Source organism: Frigoribacterium sp. PvP121, assembly GCF_017833115.1.
Lineage (GTDB): Bacteria > Actinomycetota > Actinomycetes > Actinomycetales > Microbacteriaceae > Frigoribacterium > Frigoribacterium endophyticum.
This window is the reverse complement of the sequence record NZ_JAFIBR010000001.1, coordinates 3,118,248-3,138,957: the sequence shown is the minus strand read 5'-3', so window position 1 is coordinate 3,138,957 and position 20,710 is coordinate 3,118,248. Positions and strand designations below refer to the sequence as shown.

The 20,710-nt window shown below is 72.1% G+C and carries 16 protein-coding genes; 10 read left to right on the top strand and 6 right to left on the bottom strand.

Annotated elements, in window-relative coordinates; translation table 11 throughout:
* The first annotated feature begins 29 nt into the window (after positions 1 to 29).
* Together JOE43_RS14595 and JOE43_RS14590 are read left to right on the top strand one after the other, a co-directional pair.
* Positions 30 to 1,103 carry a 4-hydroxy-3-methylbut-2-enyl diphosphate reductase gene (locus tag JOE43_RS14595; RefSeq protein WP_167259856.1) on the top strand — a complete coding sequence of 358 codons (1,074 nt, stop codon included), beginning with the start codon at positions 30 to 32 and terminating at the stop codon, positions 1,101 to 1,103.
* Positions 1,100 to 1,708 (top strand): DUF6264 family protein, encoded by a 609-nt coding sequence (locus JOE43_RS14590; RefSeq protein WP_209518696.1) that lies wholly within the window; start codon positions 1,100 to 1,102, stop codon positions 1,706 to 1,708. Before JOE43_RS14595 ends, JOE43_RS14590 begins: the two co-directional genes overlap by 4 nt.
* Before the next feature lie 93 nt (positions 1,709 to 1,801).
* Here the strand turns inward: JOE43_RS14590 and fbaA are convergent, their stop codons facing one another.
* Both fbaA and JOE43_RS14580 read right to left on the bottom strand, forming a co-directional pair.
* Positions 1,802 to 2,830, bottom strand: coding sequence for a class II fructose-bisphosphate aldolase (fbaA, locus tag JOE43_RS14585; RefSeq protein ID WP_056056655.1), 1,029 nt, complete (start codon positions 2,828 to 2,830; stop codon positions 1,802 to 1,804).
* Between the two features lie 132 nt (positions 2,831 to 2,962).
* Positions 2,963 to 6,433 carry an SdrD B-like domain-containing protein gene (locus JOE43_RS14580; protein WP_209518694.1) on the bottom strand — a complete coding sequence of 1,157 codons (3,471 nt, stop codon included), beginning with the start codon at positions 6,431 to 6,433 and terminating at the stop codon, positions 2,963 to 2,965.
* A 95-nt stretch (positions 6,434 to 6,528) separates the two neighbouring features.
* On the opposite strand from JOE43_RS14580, the gene glpX reads away from it, so the two are divergent.
* On the top strand, positions 6,529 to 7,527 hold the full coding sequence (gene glpX, locus JOE43_RS14575) for a class II fructose-bisphosphatase (protein ID WP_056056650.1): 999 nt from the start codon (positions 6,529 to 6,531) through the stop codon (positions 7,525 to 7,527).
* Positions 7,528 to 7,606: 79 nt separating this feature from the next.
* Here the strand turns inward: glpX and rmuC are convergent, their stop codons facing one another.
* Positions 7,607 to 8,914, bottom strand: coding sequence for a DNA recombination protein RmuC (gene rmuC / locus JOE43_RS14570; RefSeq protein WP_209518692.1), 1,308 nt, complete (start codon positions 8,912 to 8,914; stop codon positions 7,607 to 7,609).
* Positions 8,911 to 9,510, bottom strand: a complete 600-nt coding sequence (locus JOE43_RS14565; protein WP_167259848.1) for an exonuclease domain-containing protein — start codon at positions 9,508 to 9,510, stop codon at positions 8,911 to 8,913. Before JOE43_RS14565 ends, rmuC begins: the two co-directional genes overlap by 4 nt.
* 99 nt (positions 9,511 to 9,609) lie before the next feature.
* Between JOE43_RS14565 and ychF the strand changes: the two genes are divergently transcribed.
* Positions 9,610 to 10,683 (top strand): redox-regulated ATPase YchF, encoded by a 1,074-nt coding sequence (gene ychF / locus JOE43_RS14560; RefSeq protein ID WP_167259846.1) that lies wholly within the window; start codon positions 9,610 to 9,612, stop codon positions 10,681 to 10,683.
* A 44-nt stretch (positions 10,684 to 10,727) separates the two neighbouring features.
* On the opposite strand, the gene JOE43_RS15755 is transcribed toward ychF, so the two are convergent.
* Entirely contained in the window at positions 10,728 to 11,135 is a 408-nt protein-coding gene (locus JOE43_RS15755) for a toll/interleukin-1 receptor domain-containing protein (RefSeq protein WP_245187167.1), read from the bottom strand.
* Positions 11,136 to 11,774: 639 nt separating this feature from the next.
* Positions 11,775 to 12,041 carry a hypothetical protein gene (locus tag JOE43_RS14550; protein WP_209518688.1) on the bottom strand — a complete coding sequence of 89 codons (267 nt, stop codon included), beginning with the start codon at positions 12,039 to 12,041 and terminating at the stop codon, positions 11,775 to 11,777.
* Positions 12,042 to 12,348: 307 nt separating this feature from the next.
* On the opposite strand from JOE43_RS14550, the gene JOE43_RS14545 reads away from it, so the two are divergent.
* The 6 genes from JOE43_RS14545 to JOE43_RS14520 all read left to right on the top strand — a co-directional run bounded on the left by JOE43_RS14545 (position 12,349) and on the right by JOE43_RS14520 (position 20,696).
* Positions 12,349 to 12,846 carry a hypothetical protein gene (locus JOE43_RS14545; protein ID WP_209518686.1) on the top strand — a complete coding sequence of 166 codons (498 nt, stop codon included), beginning with the start codon at positions 12,349 to 12,351 and terminating at the stop codon, positions 12,844 to 12,846.
* A gap of 501 nt (positions 12,847 to 13,347) precedes the next feature.
* Positions 13,348 to 14,850 carry a glycosyltransferase gene (locus tag JOE43_RS14540; RefSeq protein WP_209518683.1) on the top strand — a complete coding sequence of 501 codons (1,503 nt, stop codon included), beginning with the start codon at positions 13,348 to 13,350 and terminating at the stop codon, positions 14,848 to 14,850.
* Positions 14,847 to 16,802: a right-handed parallel beta-helix repeat-containing protein gene (locus tag JOE43_RS14535; protein WP_209518682.1), complete on the top strand. Its 1,956-nt coding sequence runs from the start codon at positions 14,847 to 14,849 to the stop codon at positions 16,800 to 16,802. The genes JOE43_RS14540 and JOE43_RS14535 overlap by 4 nt, the downstream gene beginning before the upstream one ends.
* Positions 16,799 to 17,908 (top strand): nitrous oxide reductase family maturation protein NosD, encoded by a 1,110-nt coding sequence (locus JOE43_RS14530; RefSeq protein WP_209518680.1) that lies wholly within the window; start codon positions 16,799 to 16,801, stop codon positions 17,906 to 17,908. Before JOE43_RS14535 ends, JOE43_RS14530 begins: the two co-directional genes overlap by 4 nt.
* Positions 17,909 to 18,214: 306 nt before the next feature.
* Complete coding sequence (locus JOE43_RS14525) at positions 18,215 to 19,630, top strand: UDP-glucose/GDP-mannose dehydrogenase family protein (protein WP_255354163.1); 1,416 nt, start codon at positions 18,215 to 18,217, stop codon at positions 19,628 to 19,630.
* Between the two features lie 193 nt (positions 19,631 to 19,823).
* Positions 19,824 to 20,696 carry a patatin-like phospholipase family protein gene (locus JOE43_RS14520; protein ID WP_192126280.1) on the top strand — a complete coding sequence of 291 codons (873 nt, stop codon included), beginning with the start codon at positions 19,824 to 19,826 and terminating at the stop codon, positions 20,694 to 20,696.
* Positions 20,697 to 20,710: the final 14 nt, after the last annotated feature.

The following is a 20,710-nucleotide window of genomic DNA, read 5'->3' as shown; positions in this document are numbered from 1 at the left end:
TCGGCAGTCGAGCGCCTTACACTCTCCTGGTGGCCCACATCACGAACGGCGCGCTCGCCGTCGACCTCCCGACCCCCCGCGTGCCCGCCGTGCGCAACAGGCTACGGGACACCCCCGTCGCCGGACGCAAGCGCGTGCTGCTGGCCGCTCCCCGCGGCTACTGCGCCGGCGTGGACCGCGCCGTGATCGCCGTCGAGAAGGCCCTCGAGCACTACGGCTCGCCGGTCTACGTCCGCAAGCAGATCGTCCACAACGTCCACGTCGTCTCGACGCTCGAGAGCCAGGGCGCGATCTTCGTCGACGAGGTCGAGGAGGTCCCCGAGGGGTCGCACGTCGTCTTCAGTGCCCACGGCGTCTCGCCGGCGGTGGTGCAGGGCGCGGCAGACCGCGGCCTGCAGGCCATCGACGCCACCTGCCCCCTCGTCACGAAGGTGCACCGCGAGGCGGTCCGCTTCGGGTCGCAGGGCCGCCACATCATCCTCATCGGCCACGCCGGCCACGAGGAGGTCGAGGGCACGATGGGCCACGCCGCCGACCGGACGACGCTCGTGCAGAACCCCGACGAGGTCGATGACCTCGTCGTCGACGACCCCGAGAACCTCGTCTGGCTGTCGCAGACCACCCTCAGCGTCGACGAGACCATGGAGACCGTGCGCCGCCTGCGTGAGCGCTTCCCCTCCATCCAGAACCCCCCGAGCGACGACATCTGCTACGCCACGCAGAACCGCCAGGTCGCCATCAAGAAGGTCTCGGTCGAGGCCGACCTCGTCATCGTCGTGGGCTCGGCCAACAGCTCGAACAGCGTGCGCCTCGTCGAGGTCGCCCTCGAGCACGGGGCCAAGGCCGCGTACCGCGTCGACTACTCGAGCGAGATCAAGCAGGAGTGGCTCGACGGCGTCGAGACCGTCGGCGTCACCTCCGGCGCGTCGGTGCCCGAGGTGCTCGTCAAGGAGGTCCTCGACGACCTGGCCGACGCGGGCTACCTCGACGTCTCCGAGGTCGTCACGGCCCACGAGGACCTCATGTTCTCGCTCCCCAAGGAGCTCCGCACCGACTCCACCGGCGCCGTCGACAGCCGGGCCCTCGGCGGACGGACCCGATGACCGACGAGTCGTCGGCTCCCCGCGACGCCCGTCCCCGCCCGCGGTACGGCGAGTACGCGCCCGAGGGCTGGGTCAGCCCCGTCGCCGACGCGGCCGCGGCGCGCGAGGCCGAGCTCGCCGCGAAGGCGGCTGACGCCCGAGCCGTGGAGGCACGACCGGGCGGAGCCCCGGCGACGCAGGACGCCCCGACGGCCGGCTCCGCGACTCCCGCGGCCCTGAGCACGGGGCGTCGTTTCGACCGAGTCGCGACGCTGGCGCTGATCGGCCTCGCCGTCTACAACGTGGTGGGCAACGTCGTGCTGGTGCCGAACTTCTCGGCGACCCTGCTCGACCTGCTCCGGCGCAGCGGCTACGACGTCGACACGTTCACGTCGCAGGCAGGGCTGCAGACGGCGGGCGCCGTGATCGCGGTGACCTCGCTGGTCGTCTTCGTCGCGATGCTCTGGTGGTCCCTGCGTCGACTGCGCGCCGGCCGTCTCTCGTTCTTCGTGCCGCTCGCCGCGGGCGTGTTCGTGACCGCCGTGCAGCTCGTCGCCGTCTTCTCGGTGGTGCTCGGCGACGCCGCCTTCGTGCAGTCGGTCATGGACGCGGGCAGCCGGCCCTGACCGCTCCGCCCCGGTCGACCCGGGGCGCGGACGTGACGACGCCCCGCCGGCCTGAGCCGACGGGGCGTCGTGACGTCACGGGGGAGTCGCGGGTCAGCTCCCGGACTGGCCGAACGACCCCAGCTGGCGCGTGGCCTCGACGACCCGGGCCGCCATGGCCGACTCGGCGACCTTGCCCCAGGCGCGAGGGTCGTACTGCTTCTTGTTGCCGACCTCGCCGTCGGCCTTGATGAACCCGTCGTAGTTCTTGAGCACGGTGTCGGCGATCGACCGGCTGAAGGCGTACTGCGTGTCGGTGTCGAGGTTCATCTTGACGACGCCGTTCGAGACGGCCTCGGAGATCTCGGCGTCGGACGAGCCCGAGCCGCCGTGGAAGACGAGCTCGAGGGGCTTCTCGGCGGTGCCGAAGCGCTCCTGGATGCCCTGCTGGATCTCGCCGAGCAGCTCGGGGCGGAGCTTGACGTTGCCGGGCTTGTAGACCCCGTGCACGTTGCCGAAGGTGAGGGCGGCGATGTAGCGGCCCTTCTCGCCCAGGCCGAGCGCCTCGACGACGCGGGTCACGTCGCCCACGGTCGTGTAGAGGGCGTCGTTCGTCCCCTCGTGCTGCACGCCGTCCTCCTCGCCGCCGACGACGCCGATCTCGACCTCGAGGATGGCGTTGATGGCGGCCGTGCGCTTCAGCATCTCCTCCGCGATGGAGATGTTCTCGTCGAGGGGGACGGCCGAGCCGTCCCACATGTGCGACTGGAAGAGCGGGTTGCGGCCGGCCTTGACCTCCTCCTCGGAGGCGGCGATCAGCGGCAGGACGAAGCCGTCCAGGGCGTCCTTCGGGCAGTGGTCGGTGTGCAGCGCGACCGTGATCGGGTAGTTCTTGGCGACCTCGGTCGCGAACTTCGCGAAGGCGATCGCCCCGGCGGCGCGGTTCTTGACGGTGTGGCCGGCGAAGTAGTCGGCACCGCCGGTCGTCACCTGGATGATGCCGTCGCTGCCCGCCTCGGTGAGGCCCTGGAGCACCGCGTTGATCGTCTGCGACGACGACACGTTGACGGCGGGGTAGGCGAACCCCTTCTTCTTCGCTCGGTCGAGCATCTCGGCGTACTGCTCGGGGGTGGCGACGGGCATGGCTTCTCCTTCGGTGGTGCGGGTGCGGCTCTGCTCGGCCCAGCCTAGTCAGCGGGCCCGGCCTCGGCCCAGGCCCGGGAGGCGTCGGCGGCGGGGCGGCACGGGTGCGTGCCGACCCGCCGCCGGGTCGCCCTAGACGGGGCGCGCCGCGCTGTCGTCGTGCTCCGCGGAGCGTCGGCGGGCGAGGAGGACGACGCCCCCGGCGGCGAGGGCGAGCAGGGCGGCCAGCGCGGTCAGGCCCAGCACGAGCGGTGCTCCGGTGAACGCCAGGACGGCAGTGCGGTGCCCCGAGGCCTCGGCCGTCGCGCGTTCCTGCGCCGGGGCCTCAGGAGAGGTCACCGGGTCGCTCTCGTCGCTCGGCGGGTCGACCACGGGCGGCTCCACGACCGGGGGGTCGACCACCGGGGGCTCCACGACGGGCGGCTCGACCGGGTCGGCCAGCGCCCCCGCGTCGACGTGGTCGTGTCGCGAGACGCCCACGAGCGCGCCGCCGGAGTCGAGCACGCGGCTGACCGTCACGACGGCCTGCCCGTCGGCGTCGACGTCGGAGTCGCGCTCGGGGTCGTCGCCGGCTCGGGGCGTCGTCCATCCGCCGGGCACCTCGCCCAGGTCGACGCGGTAGTCGCCGGGGCGCAGGCCGGTGGCCGACCAGCGGCCGAGCGCGTCGGTCTCGAGGGCCCGCGACACGGTGGTGCCGCGGTCGTCCGTGCCGGTGACGCGGACGGGGTGGCCGGGGCGACCCGGTTCGTCGTCGCCGCGGACGCCGTCCGCGTCGAGGTCGCTCCAGACCAGGTGGCCGAGCGTGCCCGCGGCGACCCGCGTGCCGGCGCGGTTCGAGGTCGTGGCCCAGTCGATGCCGGCGACCCGGAGGGCGAAGCTCGACGCCCAGAGCTCGGAGTCGGTCGAGTCGTCAGCTCCGGTCAGCACGAGCTCGTGCTCGACCGAGCCGCCGCGCTCGACGGGGCCGTCGCGGTGCACGCGCACGGCGGTGACGTCGTCGAGCCCCGCCGGGCAGCCGTCCCGGCCGAGCTCGGCCTCGAGGCACCAGGTGGTGGCGCCTCCAAGCTGGTTCGACTCGTGGGCGGGGTCGGTGTCGACGTCGGCGGAGGGGGTGCGCGTGTAGCTGACGGTCTCGGTGTCGCCGTCCGGCGCCACCGGGGCGGCGAGCCGGGGCCGCGTCGCGGCGGTGGTGCTGCCGTCGCCCGGGTGGGGCAGGGTGCTGATCAGCGAGCTCGAGGGCAGCGCCTCGGAGCCGACGTTGCGGTACGAGAGCGTGAACACGACCTCGTCGCCGACGACGTGCACGGGGAGGTCGACGGTCTCCTCCGTGTCGAAGCCGCTGCCCGCCAGCACCTGGAGCGCCCGGTCGGAGGTGCGGAACGACGGCGCCGACACGTCACGGCTCGACTCGATCGTCGCGCGGTTCAGGGCCTCGACCCCGGCGCGGGTGCTCGTGAAGCGGGCGTCGAACACGAGCGGCGCGATCGGGGTGTTGACCTCGACCGGGTCGAACCGCCAGGTCAGCCGCTGTCGGGCCTCGCCGTCGACCTCGACCTCGTCGACGACCGGCTCCGGCGAGCTCGACCCCGCGACGAACTCGGCGCCCGCGGGCAGGACGTCGCGCACGGTGACGACCTCGGCCACCCGGTCGTCGCTGGCGTTCGTCACGGACGGGTACAGGGCGTAGCGGACCGTGCCCCCCGCCGTCACGAAGGCGCTCTGGTCGGGGGTGTCGCCGGCGTCGTGGCCGGGGTCGACGACCGCGCTCGTGAGCCGGGCGGTGTTGCTGGTCGTCGTGAGGAAGTCCGACCAGGGGCCGTTCGCGCTCTCCGCGTCGGCGCGGTCGTGGGTCCACTCGCCGTCGCTCGACGTGCGCATGCTGGAGAAGGTCCGCACGCGGGTGTCGTTCTCGAGGCGCGGGGCGACCGTCAGGTGCACGTTGAAGCCGATGGTCGTCGTGGCCGGGTGGTCGTACGACCATCGCACGGCGCCGACGGCTGCCGGGCCGCCCTCGACGTCACGCGGGTCGGCGTGCCACTCCCGGTCGTCGTCGTCGCAGGTGGCGGCGCGGGCCGCCTCCTGGTCGCCGCCGGCGAAGGCCGCGAACTCCGGCCGGCCGGTGGTGCCCACGCTGTTGCTGGCCGCCCACGACCCGGGCGCGTTCTCGCGCAGCGTCTGGACGGTGTTGTCGAAGACGGAGCAGACGACCGTGTCGCCCCAGGGGCCCACGCCGCGGTTGTTGAGGCTCGTGCTGCTGAGGATCGACTGGGCCGGGGTGACGTACGGCAGGTCGTTCTTGCCCGACAGGGGGAACGACGCGGAGCGCACGGAGTCCCAGCCGTAGTACCGGGTCACGCCCCCGACCCCGGCGTTCTGGCTGACGTTCCGGTCGACGGAGTTGTCGTGGTCGGGCTCGGGCTCGCCGTCGTAGTTCGCGCGGCCGCTGATCGAGGTGGCGGAGACGTCGCGGTAGGTGTTGCGTGCCGTGAACGACTGGCCGAGCGGCGGGGCCGGGACCCAGAGGCTGACGTAGGCCGAGACGACGTAGGGCACCACGCCGCCGGCGATCTGCCCGCCCGAGACGCTGCGGGTCGGCACCGAGGCGAGGCTCGTGTCGGTGCCCCTGACGGTGATCGAGACGGGCTCGCCCGGGGCGGACTGCTCGCAGGTCACGGTGCCCGAGTCGACGACCGCCCGTTCGCCGCCGCCGACGCCGCCCGGCGCGGCGGCGATCTGGCCGGTGTTCACACCGCAGGCCGGGGCGCCGTCGACCGAGTGGAGCACGGCGGGGCTCGGCGCCGAGCCGTACATGCGCGACACGTCGTCGACGAGCGTGATGCCGTCGGCGAGCTGCTCGTAGCCCAGCAGCCCGCCGCCCTCGACGAGCGACTCCCAGTGCACCTGCAGCGGGTAGACGATCGAGAAGCCGGGCGTCGTGCCGTCGGCGCCGAGCGACGGCGAGAACGCCGGCACGGTGCGCGACATCGACACGTCGAAGCGCGGGGCGGCGGAGACGGTGACGGCGGGCGCCGTGACCTCGACCGGCTCCAGCCCGACGGCGTGGGCCTCGACCCCGGCCTCGAGCACGGCCGCGTGCGGCAGCGCCGTCGAGACCGACGCGACGGCGCTGACCGTCCGGGCACCGCCGGTCAGCGTGCCGAGCTCGCAGCTCAGCACGTCGCCGACGACGGCCGAGCCGGCCGAGCACTCGTCGGGGACCCCGGCCCAGCTGGTGCCCTCGGCGGCCGTGAGGCGCACCCCGCCCGTGGCCGACCCCTCCGAGGTGCCGACGGTGACGGCGTAGACGACGGCGTCGGCCGTGCGGACCACGCCGTTGCGCGGACCGCTGTCGCCGCCGGGCCGGTCGTCGTCGCTGAAGCGCCCGAGGCCGTCCGACGAGACCGCCACGCTGAGCCGGAGCCCGTCGGCGGAGACCTCGGAGCGCTCGCTCGGCATGGCCGTCGTGGACGGCCCCCCGGGCTCGGGGGGAGGCGGTGAGGAGGCGCGGGCGGGGACTGCGGGGACGGTGGCCGCCGCGATCAGCGCAGCGGCGACGGCGGCTGCCGTCACCCCGCGGGTGAGGGGAGAGGAGAGAGGGGTCAAGGGAGGCCTTCCGGTCGGGCATGCATGCCTCATGCCGGGTGAGAACATATCGCATGACAGCCGTGAGGGGAAGGCGTGGCGAGTACACTCGAGGAATGGCTGATTCGTCCTCCGGGAACCTCTACTCGCACCCTGACCGCAACCTCGGCATGGAGCTGGTGAGGGCCACCGAGGCGGCGGCGATCCGCTCGGCCCCCTTCATCGGCAAGGGCGACAAGAACGCCGCCGACGGCGCCGCGGTCGACGCGATGCGCAAGTTCCTCGGCACCGTCGCCTTCGACGGCGTCGTCGTCATCGGCGAGGGCGAGAAAGACGAGGCGCCGATGCTCTTCAACGGCGAGCACGTCGGCAACGGCTTCGGCCCCGCCTGCGACATCGCCGTCGACCCGATCGACGGCACGAGCCTCACCGCCGCCGGCCGCATGAACGCCCTTTCGGTGATCGCGGTCAGCGACCGTGGCAGCATGTTCGACCCCAGCGCCGTCTTCTACATGGACAAGATCGTCACCGGCCCCGAGGGCATCGGCGTGATCGACCTCGACCGCCCGATCGGCGACAACATCCGTGCCCTGGCCGAGGCCAAGGGCCTGGCCGTGGAGGACGTCCAGGTGGCCGTCCTCGACCGCCCGCGCCACGCCGACCTCATCCAGCAGATCCACGCCGCCGGCGCCGGCACCCGCCTGCTGCTCGACGGCGACGTCGCCGGCGGCATCAACGCCGCCCGCCCCGACTCGCGCATCGACATGTGCGTCGGCATCGGCGGCACCCCCGAGGGCATCATCACGGCGTGCGCCGTGAAGGCGCTCGGCGGCCTCATCCTCACCCGCCTCGCCCCGAAGGACGACGCCGAGCGCCAGAAGGCCATCGACGCCGGTCACGACCTCACCCGCGTGCTCGACCAGGACGACCTGGTCAAGGGCGACAACGCCTACTTCGTCGCCACGGGCGTCACCGACGGCGCGCTCGTCGCGGGCGTCAAGCGCAAGCAGGGCATGATCCGCACCTCGAGCATCGTGCTCCGCTCGCACTCCGGCACGATCCGTCGCGTCGAGGCCGACCACCTCGTCTCGAAGTGGTACGGCGAGAACGCCTAGTCACCGAGTGACGGAGGGGCCGGGGCGACGTGTTCGCCCCGGCCCCTCCGTCTGCCCCACGCCGCCGGTCGCGGGGTGATCAGACGCTGTCGTGCTCGTGCTCGTGCTCGTCCTGCGGCTGGCCGGCGCGCTGCTCGGCATCGTCGAGCGCCGCCGTCAGCTCGGGGGCGGTGAGGTCGCGGGGCACCTCCTCGACGACCGCGGGGGTCGCCAGCACCGTCGCCTCGTCGAGCACGCTGAGGCGTCGGGCCGACGGCAGGACGGTGCGCTCGAGCGACCCGACGAAGCGGTTGTAGTCGACGACCGACCCGCGCAGCGAGCGGCCGAGCTTGTCGACGTGGCCGGCCATGGTGGCGAGGCGGCCGTGCAGCTCTCGGCTGAGGTCGAAGAGCGCCTTCGCCTCGGTGGTCACGACGTCTTGCTGCCAGCTGAAGGCGACGGTCTTGAGCACCGACCACAGCGTGACGGGGGAGGCGAGGGCGACCCGCTTCTGGAACGCGTAGTCCATCAGGGCGGGGTCGGCCTCGAGGGCCGAGGAGACGAGCGACTCGCTGGGGATGAAGGCGATGACCAGCTCGGGGGAGGAGTCGAGGCCCGCCCAGTACGTCTTCGCCGAGAGGGCGTCGACGTGCGCCCGGAGGGCTTTGACGTGCTGCTTGACGAGCAGGTCGCGGCGGGCCGCCTCCTCGCCGGAGGCGGTGGCCGGGATGGTGCTCGCCTCGAGGTAGGCGGAGAAGGGCACCTTGGCGTCGACGGCGATGGACTTGCCGCCGGGCAGGTGCACCACCATGTCGGGCCGGCCCTGGCCGGCGTCGGAGCTGATGCTCGACTGCAGGTCGAAGTCGACCCGTTCGATGAGCCCCGCGGCCTGCACGACGTTGCGCAGCTGGGTCTCGCCCCAGACGCCCCGGGTGCTGTTGGAGCGCAGGGCGCTCGCCAGCGACTCCGCGGTGCTCCGGAGGCGCTCCTCCGACTCGACGGCGCTGCGCAGCTGCTCGCTCAGGGTGCCGTACTGGTGGGCCCGCTGCTCTTCGAGCTCGGCGACCTTGGCCTGGACGGCCGCGAGGCTCTGCGCGACCGGGCTGAGCGCCGTCATGACCTGGCCCTCGGAACGGGTGCGCTCGGCCTCGGCGATGCGGACGTCTCGCAGGCGGTCCTGGAACTCGCGGAGGCGCGCCTCCTGGTCGGCGGACTGGCGGCGGTGCAGCTCGTCGAGGTCGGCGAGGCGCTCGCGGTGCCCCTCGACGGTGGCGCGGGCGCCGGCGAGGTCGGCGGAGAGCCGGGCCGACGACTCGGCCGACCGGGCCCGTGTCGCCAGCACGCCCAGCACGACGCCGACGGCGAGGGAGAGGACGACGAGGGCCACGACGGCGATCGGTGAGGTCATGCCCGCAGTGTCGCAGCAGCCCCCGACAGCGGTGTGAGCCGCTTCATCGTCACGCGGGAGGCCTCCGCCAGCTGCCGGAGGTCGTCGGCGCCGTGCACCGCGGCCGCGTGGGTCACGATGGCCGCGCAGGCCTCGGCGTCGGCGAGGGCGTCGTGGTGCGAGAAGCCCGTGAAGCCCGCGGCGGCGGCCGCCATCGGGAGCCGGTAGGAGTCGAGGGCGTACGTCTTGCGCGCCACCTGGAGGCTGCAGAGGTAGGCCCAGTCGGGCGGGTGGATGCCCGTGGCGTGGCAGGCGGCGCGGATGACGCCCATGTCGAACCCGGCGTTGTGGGCGACGAAGACGTCGATGCCGGCGAAGTCGGCGATGAGGTCGAACTGCTCCTCCCACTCGAAGGCGCCGATGACGTCGTCGGCGACGATCCCGTGGATGCGGGTGTTCCACTCCAGGAAGGCGTCGTGGCCGGCGGGCGGCTTGATCAGCCAGCCGACCTTGTCGACGACGACGCCGTCGCGCACCTTGACGAGGCCGACGGAACAGGCCGACGCGCTGCTCGCGTTGGCGGTCTCGAAGTCGATCGCGGTGAAGTCGATGGGCACCGGGCCATGCTCTCACGCACCCCCGACGTCGCCGGCCCGGCCCGCGCCTCCCCGGCTCCGGGCGGTGCGTCGGGCCCCGCGCCGGTACGATGGCTGACCGTGGCTCTCACTATCGCGATCGTCGGACTGCCCAACGTCGGCAAGTCCACCCTGTTCAACGCCCTGACCAAGAACCAGGTGCTGGCGGCGAACTACCCGTTCGCGACCATCGAGCCGAACGTCGGCATCGTCAACCTGCCCGACCCGCGCCTCCAGGTGCTCGCCGGCATCTTCGGCAGCGAGAAGACGCTGCCCGCGCCGGTGTCGTTCGTCGACATCGCCGGCATCGTCAAGGGCGCGAGCGAGGGCGAGGGGCTCGGCAACAAGTTCCTCGCCAACATCCGCGAGGCCGACGCCATCGCCGAGGTCGTGCGCGGCTTCGTCGACGAGGACGTCGTGCACGTCGACGGCCGGGTCGACCCCGAGGGCGACATGGGCACCATCAACACCGAGCTGATCCTCGCCGACCTCGAGACCGTCGAGAAGGCGATCGTGCGCTACGAGAAGGAGCTCCGCCTCAAGCGCGTCGAGCCGCTCACGCACGAGACCGCCGTCGCCGCCCGCGACGCCCTTCAGCGCGGCGAGGCCCTGTCGGCGTCGGGCATCGACCTCGAGCCGATCCGCGAGCTCGGGCTGCTCACCGCCAAGCCCTTCATCTACGTCTTCAACGTCGACGAGTCGATCCTCACCGACGAGACGAAGAAGGCCGAGCTGGCCGCCCTCGTGGCGCCGGCCGAGGCCGTCTTCCTCGACGCGAAGATCGAGTCCGAGCTGATCGACCTCGACCCGGACGACGCGGCCGAGCTGCTCGCGTCGACCGGCCAGGAGGAGTCGGGCCTCGACCAGCTGGCCCGCATCGGCTTCGAGACCCTCGGCTTGCAGACCTACCTCACGGCAGGCCCGAAGGAGACCCGCGCCTGGACCATCGGCAAGGGCTGGAAGGCCCCACAGGCGGCCGGCGTGATCCACACCGACTTCGAGAAGGGCTTCATCAAGGCGGAGGTCATCTCCTTCGAGGACCTCGTCGAGACCGGCTCCATCGCGGAGGCGCGCTCGGCCGGCAAGGCCCGCATCGAGGGCAAGGAGTACGTCATGCAGGACGGCGACGTGGTGGAGTTCCGCTTCAACAACTGAACCATTGAGGCCTGACTCCTCGCAGTCGATTTACTCCGTCGGTCCTAAACGGCCGGGAGGGCGGCAGCAGCCGCGGCCAGTTTCGCAGCCACTCCATCAAGCGACGACTCCGCTGTGTCGAGACCCGCGTGGGACGCCAGCATGGGGCTGACGTCGAGAAGCTGCTCATACGTGACGCCGTGAGTCACCGGGATGACGCGCTTCGAGTTCAGCAAGACAGCCAGTTCCCGCTCAGCGATGCCCTCCTTTTCGATGCTCTTGAGCAGCGCGGGAGTCACCAGCACGATACCGATACGGGAGTTGCGAAGGCCCTTATCGATCTCACGAAGCATCAAGGAACCGAGGGGGATGTCATTCTCGGAGAACCACACGGTGGCACCGTTCGTCTTGAGATGGGTATTCAATTCGGCGGCGCTGCCTTGCCGGTCGTCCCAGGCGTGGCACAGGAACAAGTCCCGTCGGTCCGGATTGACTCGGGCCTGCTCGACAGCCTTCTCGGCGTAAGGCTGAATCGTTCGCCACTCAGAGGGCGTGTACGGAACCGTCCCGCCAGCCCTGGTTCGGCGCGAAGTGCCACCGCCAGACGAGGTCCTTCGGCTGCCCCCGCTGCTCGTGGAAGACCGACCCTGCGACGAAGATGGGTACGTCGGATATGACGGGTATGACGTGCGGTAGGACCCCCTGCCCCCACAAGCAGGACAAGCGGCCCGTGCACTAGCGGTGCGGTGACCCTGACGAGGGGCTGTGCATTGTGCCATGCACGAATGATAAGTGACTTTTCCTAGACTCCGATGTCGATCGAGACCGCGAGCCCCCGGTCGACGAGGGTGTTGAGGTCGCGCGTCGAGCGGAGTAGGCGGTCGAGGTCCACGGCGACTACGACGTTCACGAGACCGGCGTCCGCGTGGGTCAGCATTCGGCCGCAGGCCGTGCCCGTACCTCGCGCCCTGTGACGGACGCGTCATTGTCGGTGTGCTCGCCTGCGACCGTCCACCCTCGAAGTTCGGCCCGCGAGCGGGTGCGCTCTAGCTGGCGGTGGATGCCGTAGTCATCTCCCTTGGGGTGACGGAGGTAGACGGCTACGCGCTTGCTCATAGGTTCGTGTCGCACAACGCTGAGACCTGAGCCGGGTTCGGCAGGACCTCGTGGACGACCCGATTGTTGACCGTGATCCGGCACCCAACGTTCCCGCCGGACAAGCTGACGGTGCCCGCCGACATGTAGGGATCGGACAGGTCATAGTCGCCAGTGCGGTAGACGTGCTCGTAGGGGAGCGTCACGTCCTCTTGGCTGGTCGTGCCTTCGCGGCTGTAGACGACCGTGGCCGAGCCGGAGCCCAGGAACTCGACCTTGGTCACGAAAGTCTCGGGGGTCGGCGTCGGAGCAGGTGCTGGTACTGGTGCTGGTGCTGGTGCCGGCACGCTCTTACGGGCCTCCGTAGCGGTCGGGCGCGGTGACTTCGGCATCGCGGTCCAGTCCGCAGACGGTCCGTCGGTGGCAGACCGTCCCGCGCTCGGGGTCTGGTCTGCGGCGGTGCAGCCGGTGAGGATGAGGAGAGCTATGAGGGCGGGCCCGATCAAGGCGCGAGAGGTCATGTCGTCGACGATAGGTTCAACTGCGACGGAACGTGGTGGAGTTCCGCTTCAACGACTAGTAGGGGTGCACGTGCTGCGACCACAGGTGGGGATCGCCACCGCGGTGGTCGTCGCGGCGTTCTGCGGCTGCGCCGGATCGGTGGACGGTCAGCGGCTCGAGACGACGCCCCGGTCGTCGGCTAACGAGATCGTCGACGCGGTGGCCGCAGGGCGGGAGGCCGTCGGCGGAGAGTGGCTCGGCGGCTGGGACCTCAACCTCAGCTCGTGCCCTGACGGCGGCGAGCAGTTCGCGGGGTACTTCGAGCAGCAGCCCGCGCGGGACCCCGGCACCTCGGAGTCCGCGGTCCGGGGAGCGCTGGAGCCGTACGGGGCCGAGGTGGTGCGCACCGATCGGCCGGACGGCAGCGTCGAGCTGCTCCTCGCCCGCGACGACGGCTTCCTGACGCTCGTCACCATCACGGACGCGAAGACGAGCTTCGCCGCCACCAGCGCCTGCTTCCCCGACGGCGACGACGTCGACCCGGCCGAGCTCCTGCCTCGGTCGGAGCCCGACGTCCAGCCCCTCTGAGGCGCCGACACGAGGCGACGGGCGACGATCCGGGAGCTGGACCGGGGGACGACCGCCGGGGTACACGCCGCTCGCGATCGACGGCCCGTGGGGGACCGGATCCGTACCCCGTCGTGCCCCCCGTCCGGCCGATACTCGTGGGTATCCTCCCCTCACGTGAGGGTCGTGTACCCCGAACGGGGAGGGATCACCCGTTCGGGGGTCGCGGGTCATCCGCGGATGGTTCCCGGCCCGGCTCACAGCACAGTCTTGACGTGGTCACAGCGCTGTCCCTACTTTGAGCACCAGACGCCGGTACCCCAGCGTCGAGGCCCGAACCTCGACGCTCCGTGCGGGGGGAGCCCGAACTCCCTCCGATCCCGACACGGTCACCACACGCACCTCGCGAGAGGTCGTTCACCGGTCGGCGGCCCCTGCGGGGGCCGCCGACCGCGGCACGCCTCATCGAGGCTGTCGGCCACCGGTGCGCCTACCCGAACCCCGATCGAGGACCCGCCACCCATGCGCCTTGGCACAGCTCTGTCGACCGACTTCCAGATCGCCCTGAACTGGCAGTCCGTCGTCGACGTCTTCACCACCGTCCAGCCCTACTTCCCCATCGCCATCGCCGGCACGATCGTCTGGCTGCTCTGGCTCTACCGGGTCATCCTGTCGGCCCGCGCGAAGCCGATCGAGAGCGACTTCCGGTCGACGACCTCGCTCGTCGTGCCGTCGTACCACGAGGACCCCGACATCCTGATGCGCTGCCTCCAGACGTGGCGCGAGCAGGGGCCGGACGAGATCATCATCGTCCTCGACCTGATCGACACCGAGGCGTACGACCGCATCATCGCCCTCGGCGACCCGCGCGTCACCCCGGTGCTCTTCCACCACGTCGGCAAGCGCTCGGCGCTCGGCGCCGGCATCCGCCGTGCCCAGGGCGAGATCCTCTTCCTGACCGACTCCGACACGTCGTGGACGCCGGGCCTGCTCGAGAACGCGCAGAAGCCGTTCGCCGACCCGCTCGTGGGCGGCGTCAGCACGCAGCAGAACGTGTACCAGCGCCGCACGAGCGTGTGGAGGCGCGTGGCCGACTGGCTGGTCAACCTGCGGTACTACAACTACGTGCCCGCCATGGGCGCCGCCGGCGCCGTCGCGATCATCTCCGGCCGCACCGCCGTCTACCGCCGCTCCGCCGTGATGCCCGTGCTCGAGAACCTCGAGAACGAGTTCTTCCTCGGCCGCCGCTGCATCTCCGGCGACGACGGGCGCCTCACCTGGCTCGTCCTCGCCAGCGGCTACAAGACCGTCCACCAGTCGTCGGCCAAGGCCCTGTCGATGTTCCCCGACACGTTCAGCGCCTTCGTCAAGCAGCGCGTCCGCTGGAGCCGCAACTCGTACCGCACCTACTTCACCGCGATCGCCAAGGGCTGGCTCTGGAAGGTGCCCTTCGTCACCAAGGTGACGGTCATGCAGATCATCCTGACGCCGGTCACCATGGGCCTCACGGTCGGCTACCTCGCCTTCAGCCGCATCGACGGCACGGCGCTCGGCATCGGCGCGACGCTCGCCTGGGTGCTGCTCAGCCGCGGCGTGCGGGGGTTCTCGCACCTGAAGCGCAACCCCGGTGACATCTTCATCCTCCCCGTCGTCGCCTTCGTGGTCATCTTCATCTCGCTGCCCATCAAGGTCTTCGCGCTCATCACGATGAACAAGCAGGGCTGGCTGACCCGCCACGCCGACCGCATCGGCGGCGACGGCCAGACCGCGTCGTCGCTCGTCAGCGAGGCGGCCTACGCCGCCGGCCCCGCCGACGAGGGAGTCCCCTCCGACGAGGCCGTCACCCCGGCCGGCCGCCACGGCGCCCTGCCGCCCGCCCCGGCCTCGCCGCCGGTCGGCGTGCCCGTCGCCGCGTCGACCGCGGACGCCCAGCCGGCCACGGCCCAGCCCGTCCCGGCTCAGCACGCCCCCGCCCAGCCCGTCTCCGCCCAGACCGCTCCCGTCGCCCAGGAGGTGACCGCATGACCGCCCTCCGCCGCCGCACCGCGCTGAGCTGCGCCTCCGCCGTCCTCGTCACCGCCGTCGTGGCGGGCGGCATCGCCCTCACCGGGGCGGGCACCGCGTCCGCCGCGTCGCCCGAGCCGAGCTCGTCCAGCTCGTCGAGCTCGTCCGAGCCGACCTCCGAGCGCCTCGACGCCAGCGGCGTCGCGTCGTACGAGGGAGACCCGGAGGCGGAGGCGCAGGTCTCGGCCACCGAAGACCGCCGCCTCATCGAGGTGCGGGCCATCGCGAACGCCGCCGACTGGAGCGGCGTCGCGCACTACAAGCCGTACCGCCTCGCCACCGGAAACCTCTACACGCTGGTGCTCGTCGCCCGTGACGCGCCCTACACGCTCAGCGACCTGGAGGAGCTCGCGCCCCGCACCTTCCGCCGCGAGCCCGACGGCAGCTGGCTGCTCAGCGAGAACATCGTCGTCGAGGACGGCGCCACGCTCGACCTCAGCGACAAGGACGGCCTCACGCTGCACCTGCAGTCGAACTCGGAGGCGTTCACGTCGATCGTCACCCTCGGCGGCTCGCTCGTCGTGGCCGGCACCTACGACGAGCCGACGCGCATCAGCAGCTGGGACCCGGACGCCGGGGCCGTCGACACCGACACCTCCGACGGCCGCGCCTACATCCGCGTCGTCGGCGGCCGCGCCGAGCTGAGCAAGGCGTTCTTCACCGACCTCGGCTTCTGGAGCGGCATGACGGGCGGCGTCTCGATGACGGGCACCGACATCCCCGACAAGGGCACCGACACCCTGGCCCGCAAGGGCACGAACGCCAGCGCCAGCGACGAGGCGGCGGCCGCGGCCGCCGCGGAGGAGGGCGCCAGCACGGAGGTCTTCGGCACCGAGTTGCTGCCGACCGACGAGGCCAGCGTGCTCGACATGGACCCCGACCTCAGCGGCTACAGCTACGTCTCGGCGATGGTGCGCGACGTCACCTTCGACGGCAACGCCTTCGGGCTCTTCGTCACCAGCGCCGACGGCGTCGTGGTCCGCGACAGCGCCATCAAGGACAGCCTCGTCGACGGCATGGTCTTCCACCGCAACGTGTCGAACAGCGAGGTCGAGAACACGACCTCGACCGGGAACGCGCTCGACGGGTTCGACGTGAACCGCGCCTCCTCGGGCATCGTGCTCGAACGCCTCACGGCGACCGGCAACGGCCACAACGGCATCACGATGAACGGCCGCGCCCTCGCCGAGGGCCCGAGCGCGACGGGCATGCCCACCGGCGTCTACGGCAACAACTCGCTGTCGAACAGCAAGTCGAGCGACAACGCCCGCTACGGCGTCGAGGTCATCGGCGGCACCGACATCGAGGTCGACGGCAACACGCTGACGGGCAACGAGGTCGGCATCGTGGTGGGCCAGGGCGCCGAGAAGGTCGCCCTGACCGACAACACCATCGAGGAGTCGGCGCTGCAGGGCATCGCGCTCCGCGACGCCGGCACCGGCGGCACGATCAAGGGCAACACGATCTCCGGCGGCGACATCGGCATCTACCTCCGCGACGCCGGCGCGACGATCTCGCGCAACACCGTCGAGGACGTCGGCAACCACGCCATCACCCTGATCGGCGACACCGGCCGGTCGAGCATCAGCGACAACGTCGTGTCGGGCCGCGGCCCGAGCGCCATCGACACCGCCCGCACCGAGGGTGCCGTCCGTGCCGACAACGACGACAGCGACTGGCGGAGCACCAAGCCGCTCAGCGTGATCCTGCGGTCGATCTTCCAGCCGCTGACCATCATGTGGCTGAGCCTCGGCCTCATCCTGCTCGTCACCGCGATCACCAGCGTCGGCCGCAACCGCCGCGGGTTCGTGCACCCCTACGCGAACCTCGCCCCGCTGTCGACCTTCACCCGGGGGGAGGCCTCGCGTGACGAGGTCGGCCCGCCCTCCACCCCTCGAGGAAGCACCGCATGATCGACCTGTTCCGCAAGCACCCCGCCCTGACCGCGACCGGCCTCGTGCTGGCCGGCGTGATCGTGGGGGGAGTCGCGGTGACGGCGATCGGCGTCGGCCGGGACGACGAGGGAGGCGCGTCACGGGCTCCGTCCGCCGGCGCCACCTCCGCGCCCCTGGAGGAGGCGTCGCCCACCCCGAGCACCGCGCCCGCCCCGGCCGCGCCCGCCACGGCGAGCGACGTCTGCCAGGACCCGACCGTCTCGGTCGCCTCGGCGGACGAGCTCACCTCGGCGCTCACCGACGCCGCCGCCGGCGACGTCATCCAGCTGGAGCCGGGCACCTACGTCGGCAACTTCGTCGCGTCGGAGTCGGGCACGGCCGACCAGCCGATCGCGCTCTGCGGCTCGGCCGACGCCGTCCTCGACGGCGACGACGTCGAGAAGGGCTACGTCATGCACCTCGACGGCGCCGAGTACTGGCACCTCGAGGGCTTCACGATCACGAACGGCCAGAAGGGCCTGATGGCCGACGGCACCGTGGGCAGCACGATCACCGGGCTCACCGTGAACCACATCGGCGACGAGGCCGTCCACCTCCGCGACGGCAGCACCGACAACGTCGTGTCGTCGAACACCATCAGCGACACCGGCAACCGCAAGGAGAAGTTCGGCGAGGGCATCTACATCGGCACCTCGAAGAACAACTGGGGCGAGATCACCGGCGGCGACCCCGACACCTCCGACCGCAACGTCATCGAGGGCAACACCATCTCCGACACGACGGCCGAGAACATCGACATCAAGGAGGGGACCACGGGCGGTGTCGTGCGCGGCAACAGCTTCGACGGCGCCTCGCTGACCGAGGGCGACTCCTGGGTCGACGTCAAGGGCAACGGCTGGACCATCGAGGGCAACACCGGCACGGCGTCGTCGATGGACGGCTTCCAGACCCACGAGCTCCTCGAGGGCTGGGGCACCGACAACGTCTTCAGCGGCAACACGGCCGACGTCGACGGGCCCGGCTTCGGCTTCTCGCTCACCCCCGAGCTCGGCAACCGCGTGATGTGCGACAACACCGTCTCCGGCGCCGGCGAGGGCGACTGGAACGTGGAGTGCGCGCGCTGACCCCGCCCGCGCCTCCGGGGCCCCGGCCCCTCCCCGCCCCCACGGGCCACCGACCGCACCACCCGATCACCCGCACCGCCTGACCACCCGCACCGCCAGATCACCTGCACCGCCCGATCACCCGCACCACGGATCACCGTGCTCCACCCGCACCGCACCTGCGATGCACCCCCGCTGCGCCCGAAACGCAGCACCGCGCCCCGCCGGGCGCCCTGAACGCCCGGCGACGGCGTCCTCCTGTGACCCTGCCGGGCACCTGAACCGCTCGGCACGGTCCGCTCACCCACACCCGCCTGGAGGCACCCCTTGTCCGACCCGATCACCCGCTCCGCCCCGCTGCCCATCGTCGAGAAGCCCCGCCTGACCGTCGTCGGCACCGGCTACCTCGGCGCCACCCACGCCATCTGCATGGCCGTCCTCGGCTACGAGGTCATGGGCGTCGACGTCGACGTCGCCAAGGTCGAGGCCCTGGCCGCCGGCACCGTGCCGTTCTACGAGCCCGGCCTGCCCGAGAAGCTCCGCGAGGCGCTCGACAGCGGCCGCCTCACCTTCACGACCGACTTCGACGCCGCCGCCGAGTTCGGCGACGTGCACTTCATCTGCGTCGGCACCCCGCAGACGCCCGGCTCGATGGCCGCCGACATGCGCTACGTCGACTCGGCCTTCGGCGAGCTCGCCAAGCGCATCACCCGCAAGGCGCTCCTCGTCGGCAAGTCGACGGTGCCGATCGGCACCGCGAGCCGCCTCACCGAGCTCGTGCAGTCGCTCTCGCCGCTCGGCGCCGAGCTCGAGCTCGCCTGGAACCCCGAGTTCCTCCGCGAGGGCTTCGCCGTGCAGGACACCATGCACCCCGACCGCCTCGTCTTCGGTGTGCAGTCGGAGTGGGCCGAGCGCCAGCTCTCCGCGGCCTTCGCGCCCGTGCTCGAGGAGGGCACGCCCCTGGTCGTCGCCGACCTCGCGACCTCCGAGCTCGTCAAGGTCGCCGCGAACTCGTTCCTCGCCACGAAGATCTCGTTCATCAACGCGATGGCCGAGGTCTGCGAGACCACGGGCGCCGACGTCAACCTGCTCGCGCAGTCGCTCTCGTACGACTCCCGCATCGGCGGCCGCTTCCTCAAGCCGGGCCTCGGCTTCGGCGGCGGCTGCCTGCCGAAGGACATCCGCGCCTTCGCGCACCGCGCCGACGAGCTCGGCGTGGGCCAGGCGGTCTCCTTCCTCAAGGAGGTCGACAGCATCAACAACCGTCGCCGCGTGCGCACGGTCGACCTCATCCGCGAGATGGTCGGCGGCGACCTCGCCGGCAAGCGCATCGCCTGCCTCGGCGCCGCGTTCAAGCCCAACTCGGACGACGTCCGCGACGCCCCGGCGCTCGACGTGGCGCGCATGCTCTACCTCGAGGGGGCGACCGTCACGGTCTACGACCCCGAGGCCAACGAGAACGCGCACCGCCTCTACCCGGACCTCACCTACGCGTCGAGCATGATGGCCTGCGTCGTCGACGCCGACGCCGTGGCGCTCCTCACCGAGTGGCAGGTCTTCCGCGACGCCGACCCCGACGACCTGGCGCAGCTCGTGCGCCACCGACGCGTCGTCGACGGGCGCCACGCCCTCGACGCCGACGACTACCGTGCGAAGGGCTGGGAGTTCCGGGCGCTGGGTCGCCCGGCGCAGTCCCGCACGGTCGCCCTCGCCTCCGACCTGCGGGACGAGGTGACGGTCTGACGGCCCTTCGGGGGGTTCGTCAGCAGCGCCCCGCAGGGCGCTGACAGGCCCGGAGGGGGTCGGGCCTGGGTGGCCCGGCCCCCTCCGGTGCGCCCGGGGCCGTCTCGGGGTCGCCCGGTCGCGCTCGCTGGGAGCGCTCCTCGGCCGGGGGTCGTAGCGTGACGGTAACCCCGTCATCGTCTGGAGGAGCCCCGTGACCGACACCGCACCCTCGTCCCCCCGCACCGCCCTCGTCCTCGGCGGCGGCGGCATCACCGGCATCGCGTGGGAGGTCGGCGTGCTCGCCCGCCTGCTCGAGGCCGGCGTGCCCCTCGCCGACGCCGACCTCGTCGTCGGCACGTCCGCCGGCTCGGTCGTCGGCACGACGCTCCGCCTGGGCGGCGTCGCCGACGCCTACCGCGAGCAGCTGCTGCCGGCCGGCGCGACCCCCGAGGCCGCCCTCGACGGCGGCGACTTCCTGGACCGCGTCGGCCAGGCCGTGGCCGGCGCCGCCAGCCCCGAGGAGGCGCGGGCCCGCCTGGGCGCGCTCGCCCGGCAGGTGCCCGTCACCGGCGACGAGCCCGAGCTGGTGACGACCATGCGCGAGCGGCTCGGTGCCGACACCCCGTGGCCCGCGGGCGACCTGGCGGTCTGCACCGTCGACGCGACCGACGGCGAGTTCCGGGTGCTGACCCGCGACTCCGGCGTCCCCCTGCACGTGGCCGTCGCGGCCAGCTGCTCGGTGCCGCTCGTCTGGCCGACCGTCGAGGTCGACGGCCGGCCGACGATGGACGGCGGCGTGCGCTCCGGCACCAACGCCGACGTCGCCGACGCCGCCGAGCGGGTGCTCGTGCTGTCGTGCGGCCCCGAGCTGGCGCAGTCGCCGCTCGGGCCGACCCTGCCGGGCGTCGTCGCGGCGCGGCAGGCGGCCGGTCGCGAGGTCATGGTGATCCAGGCCGACGACGCGGCGCTCGCGGCGTTCGGCGCGAACTCCCTCTCGGGTGCGACCCGCGGCCCCGCGGCCGAGGCTGGGCGGCGCCAGGCCGACGAGGTGCTCGACGCGGTGCGGGAGTTCTGGCGGGGCTGAGCCCGACGCTCCAC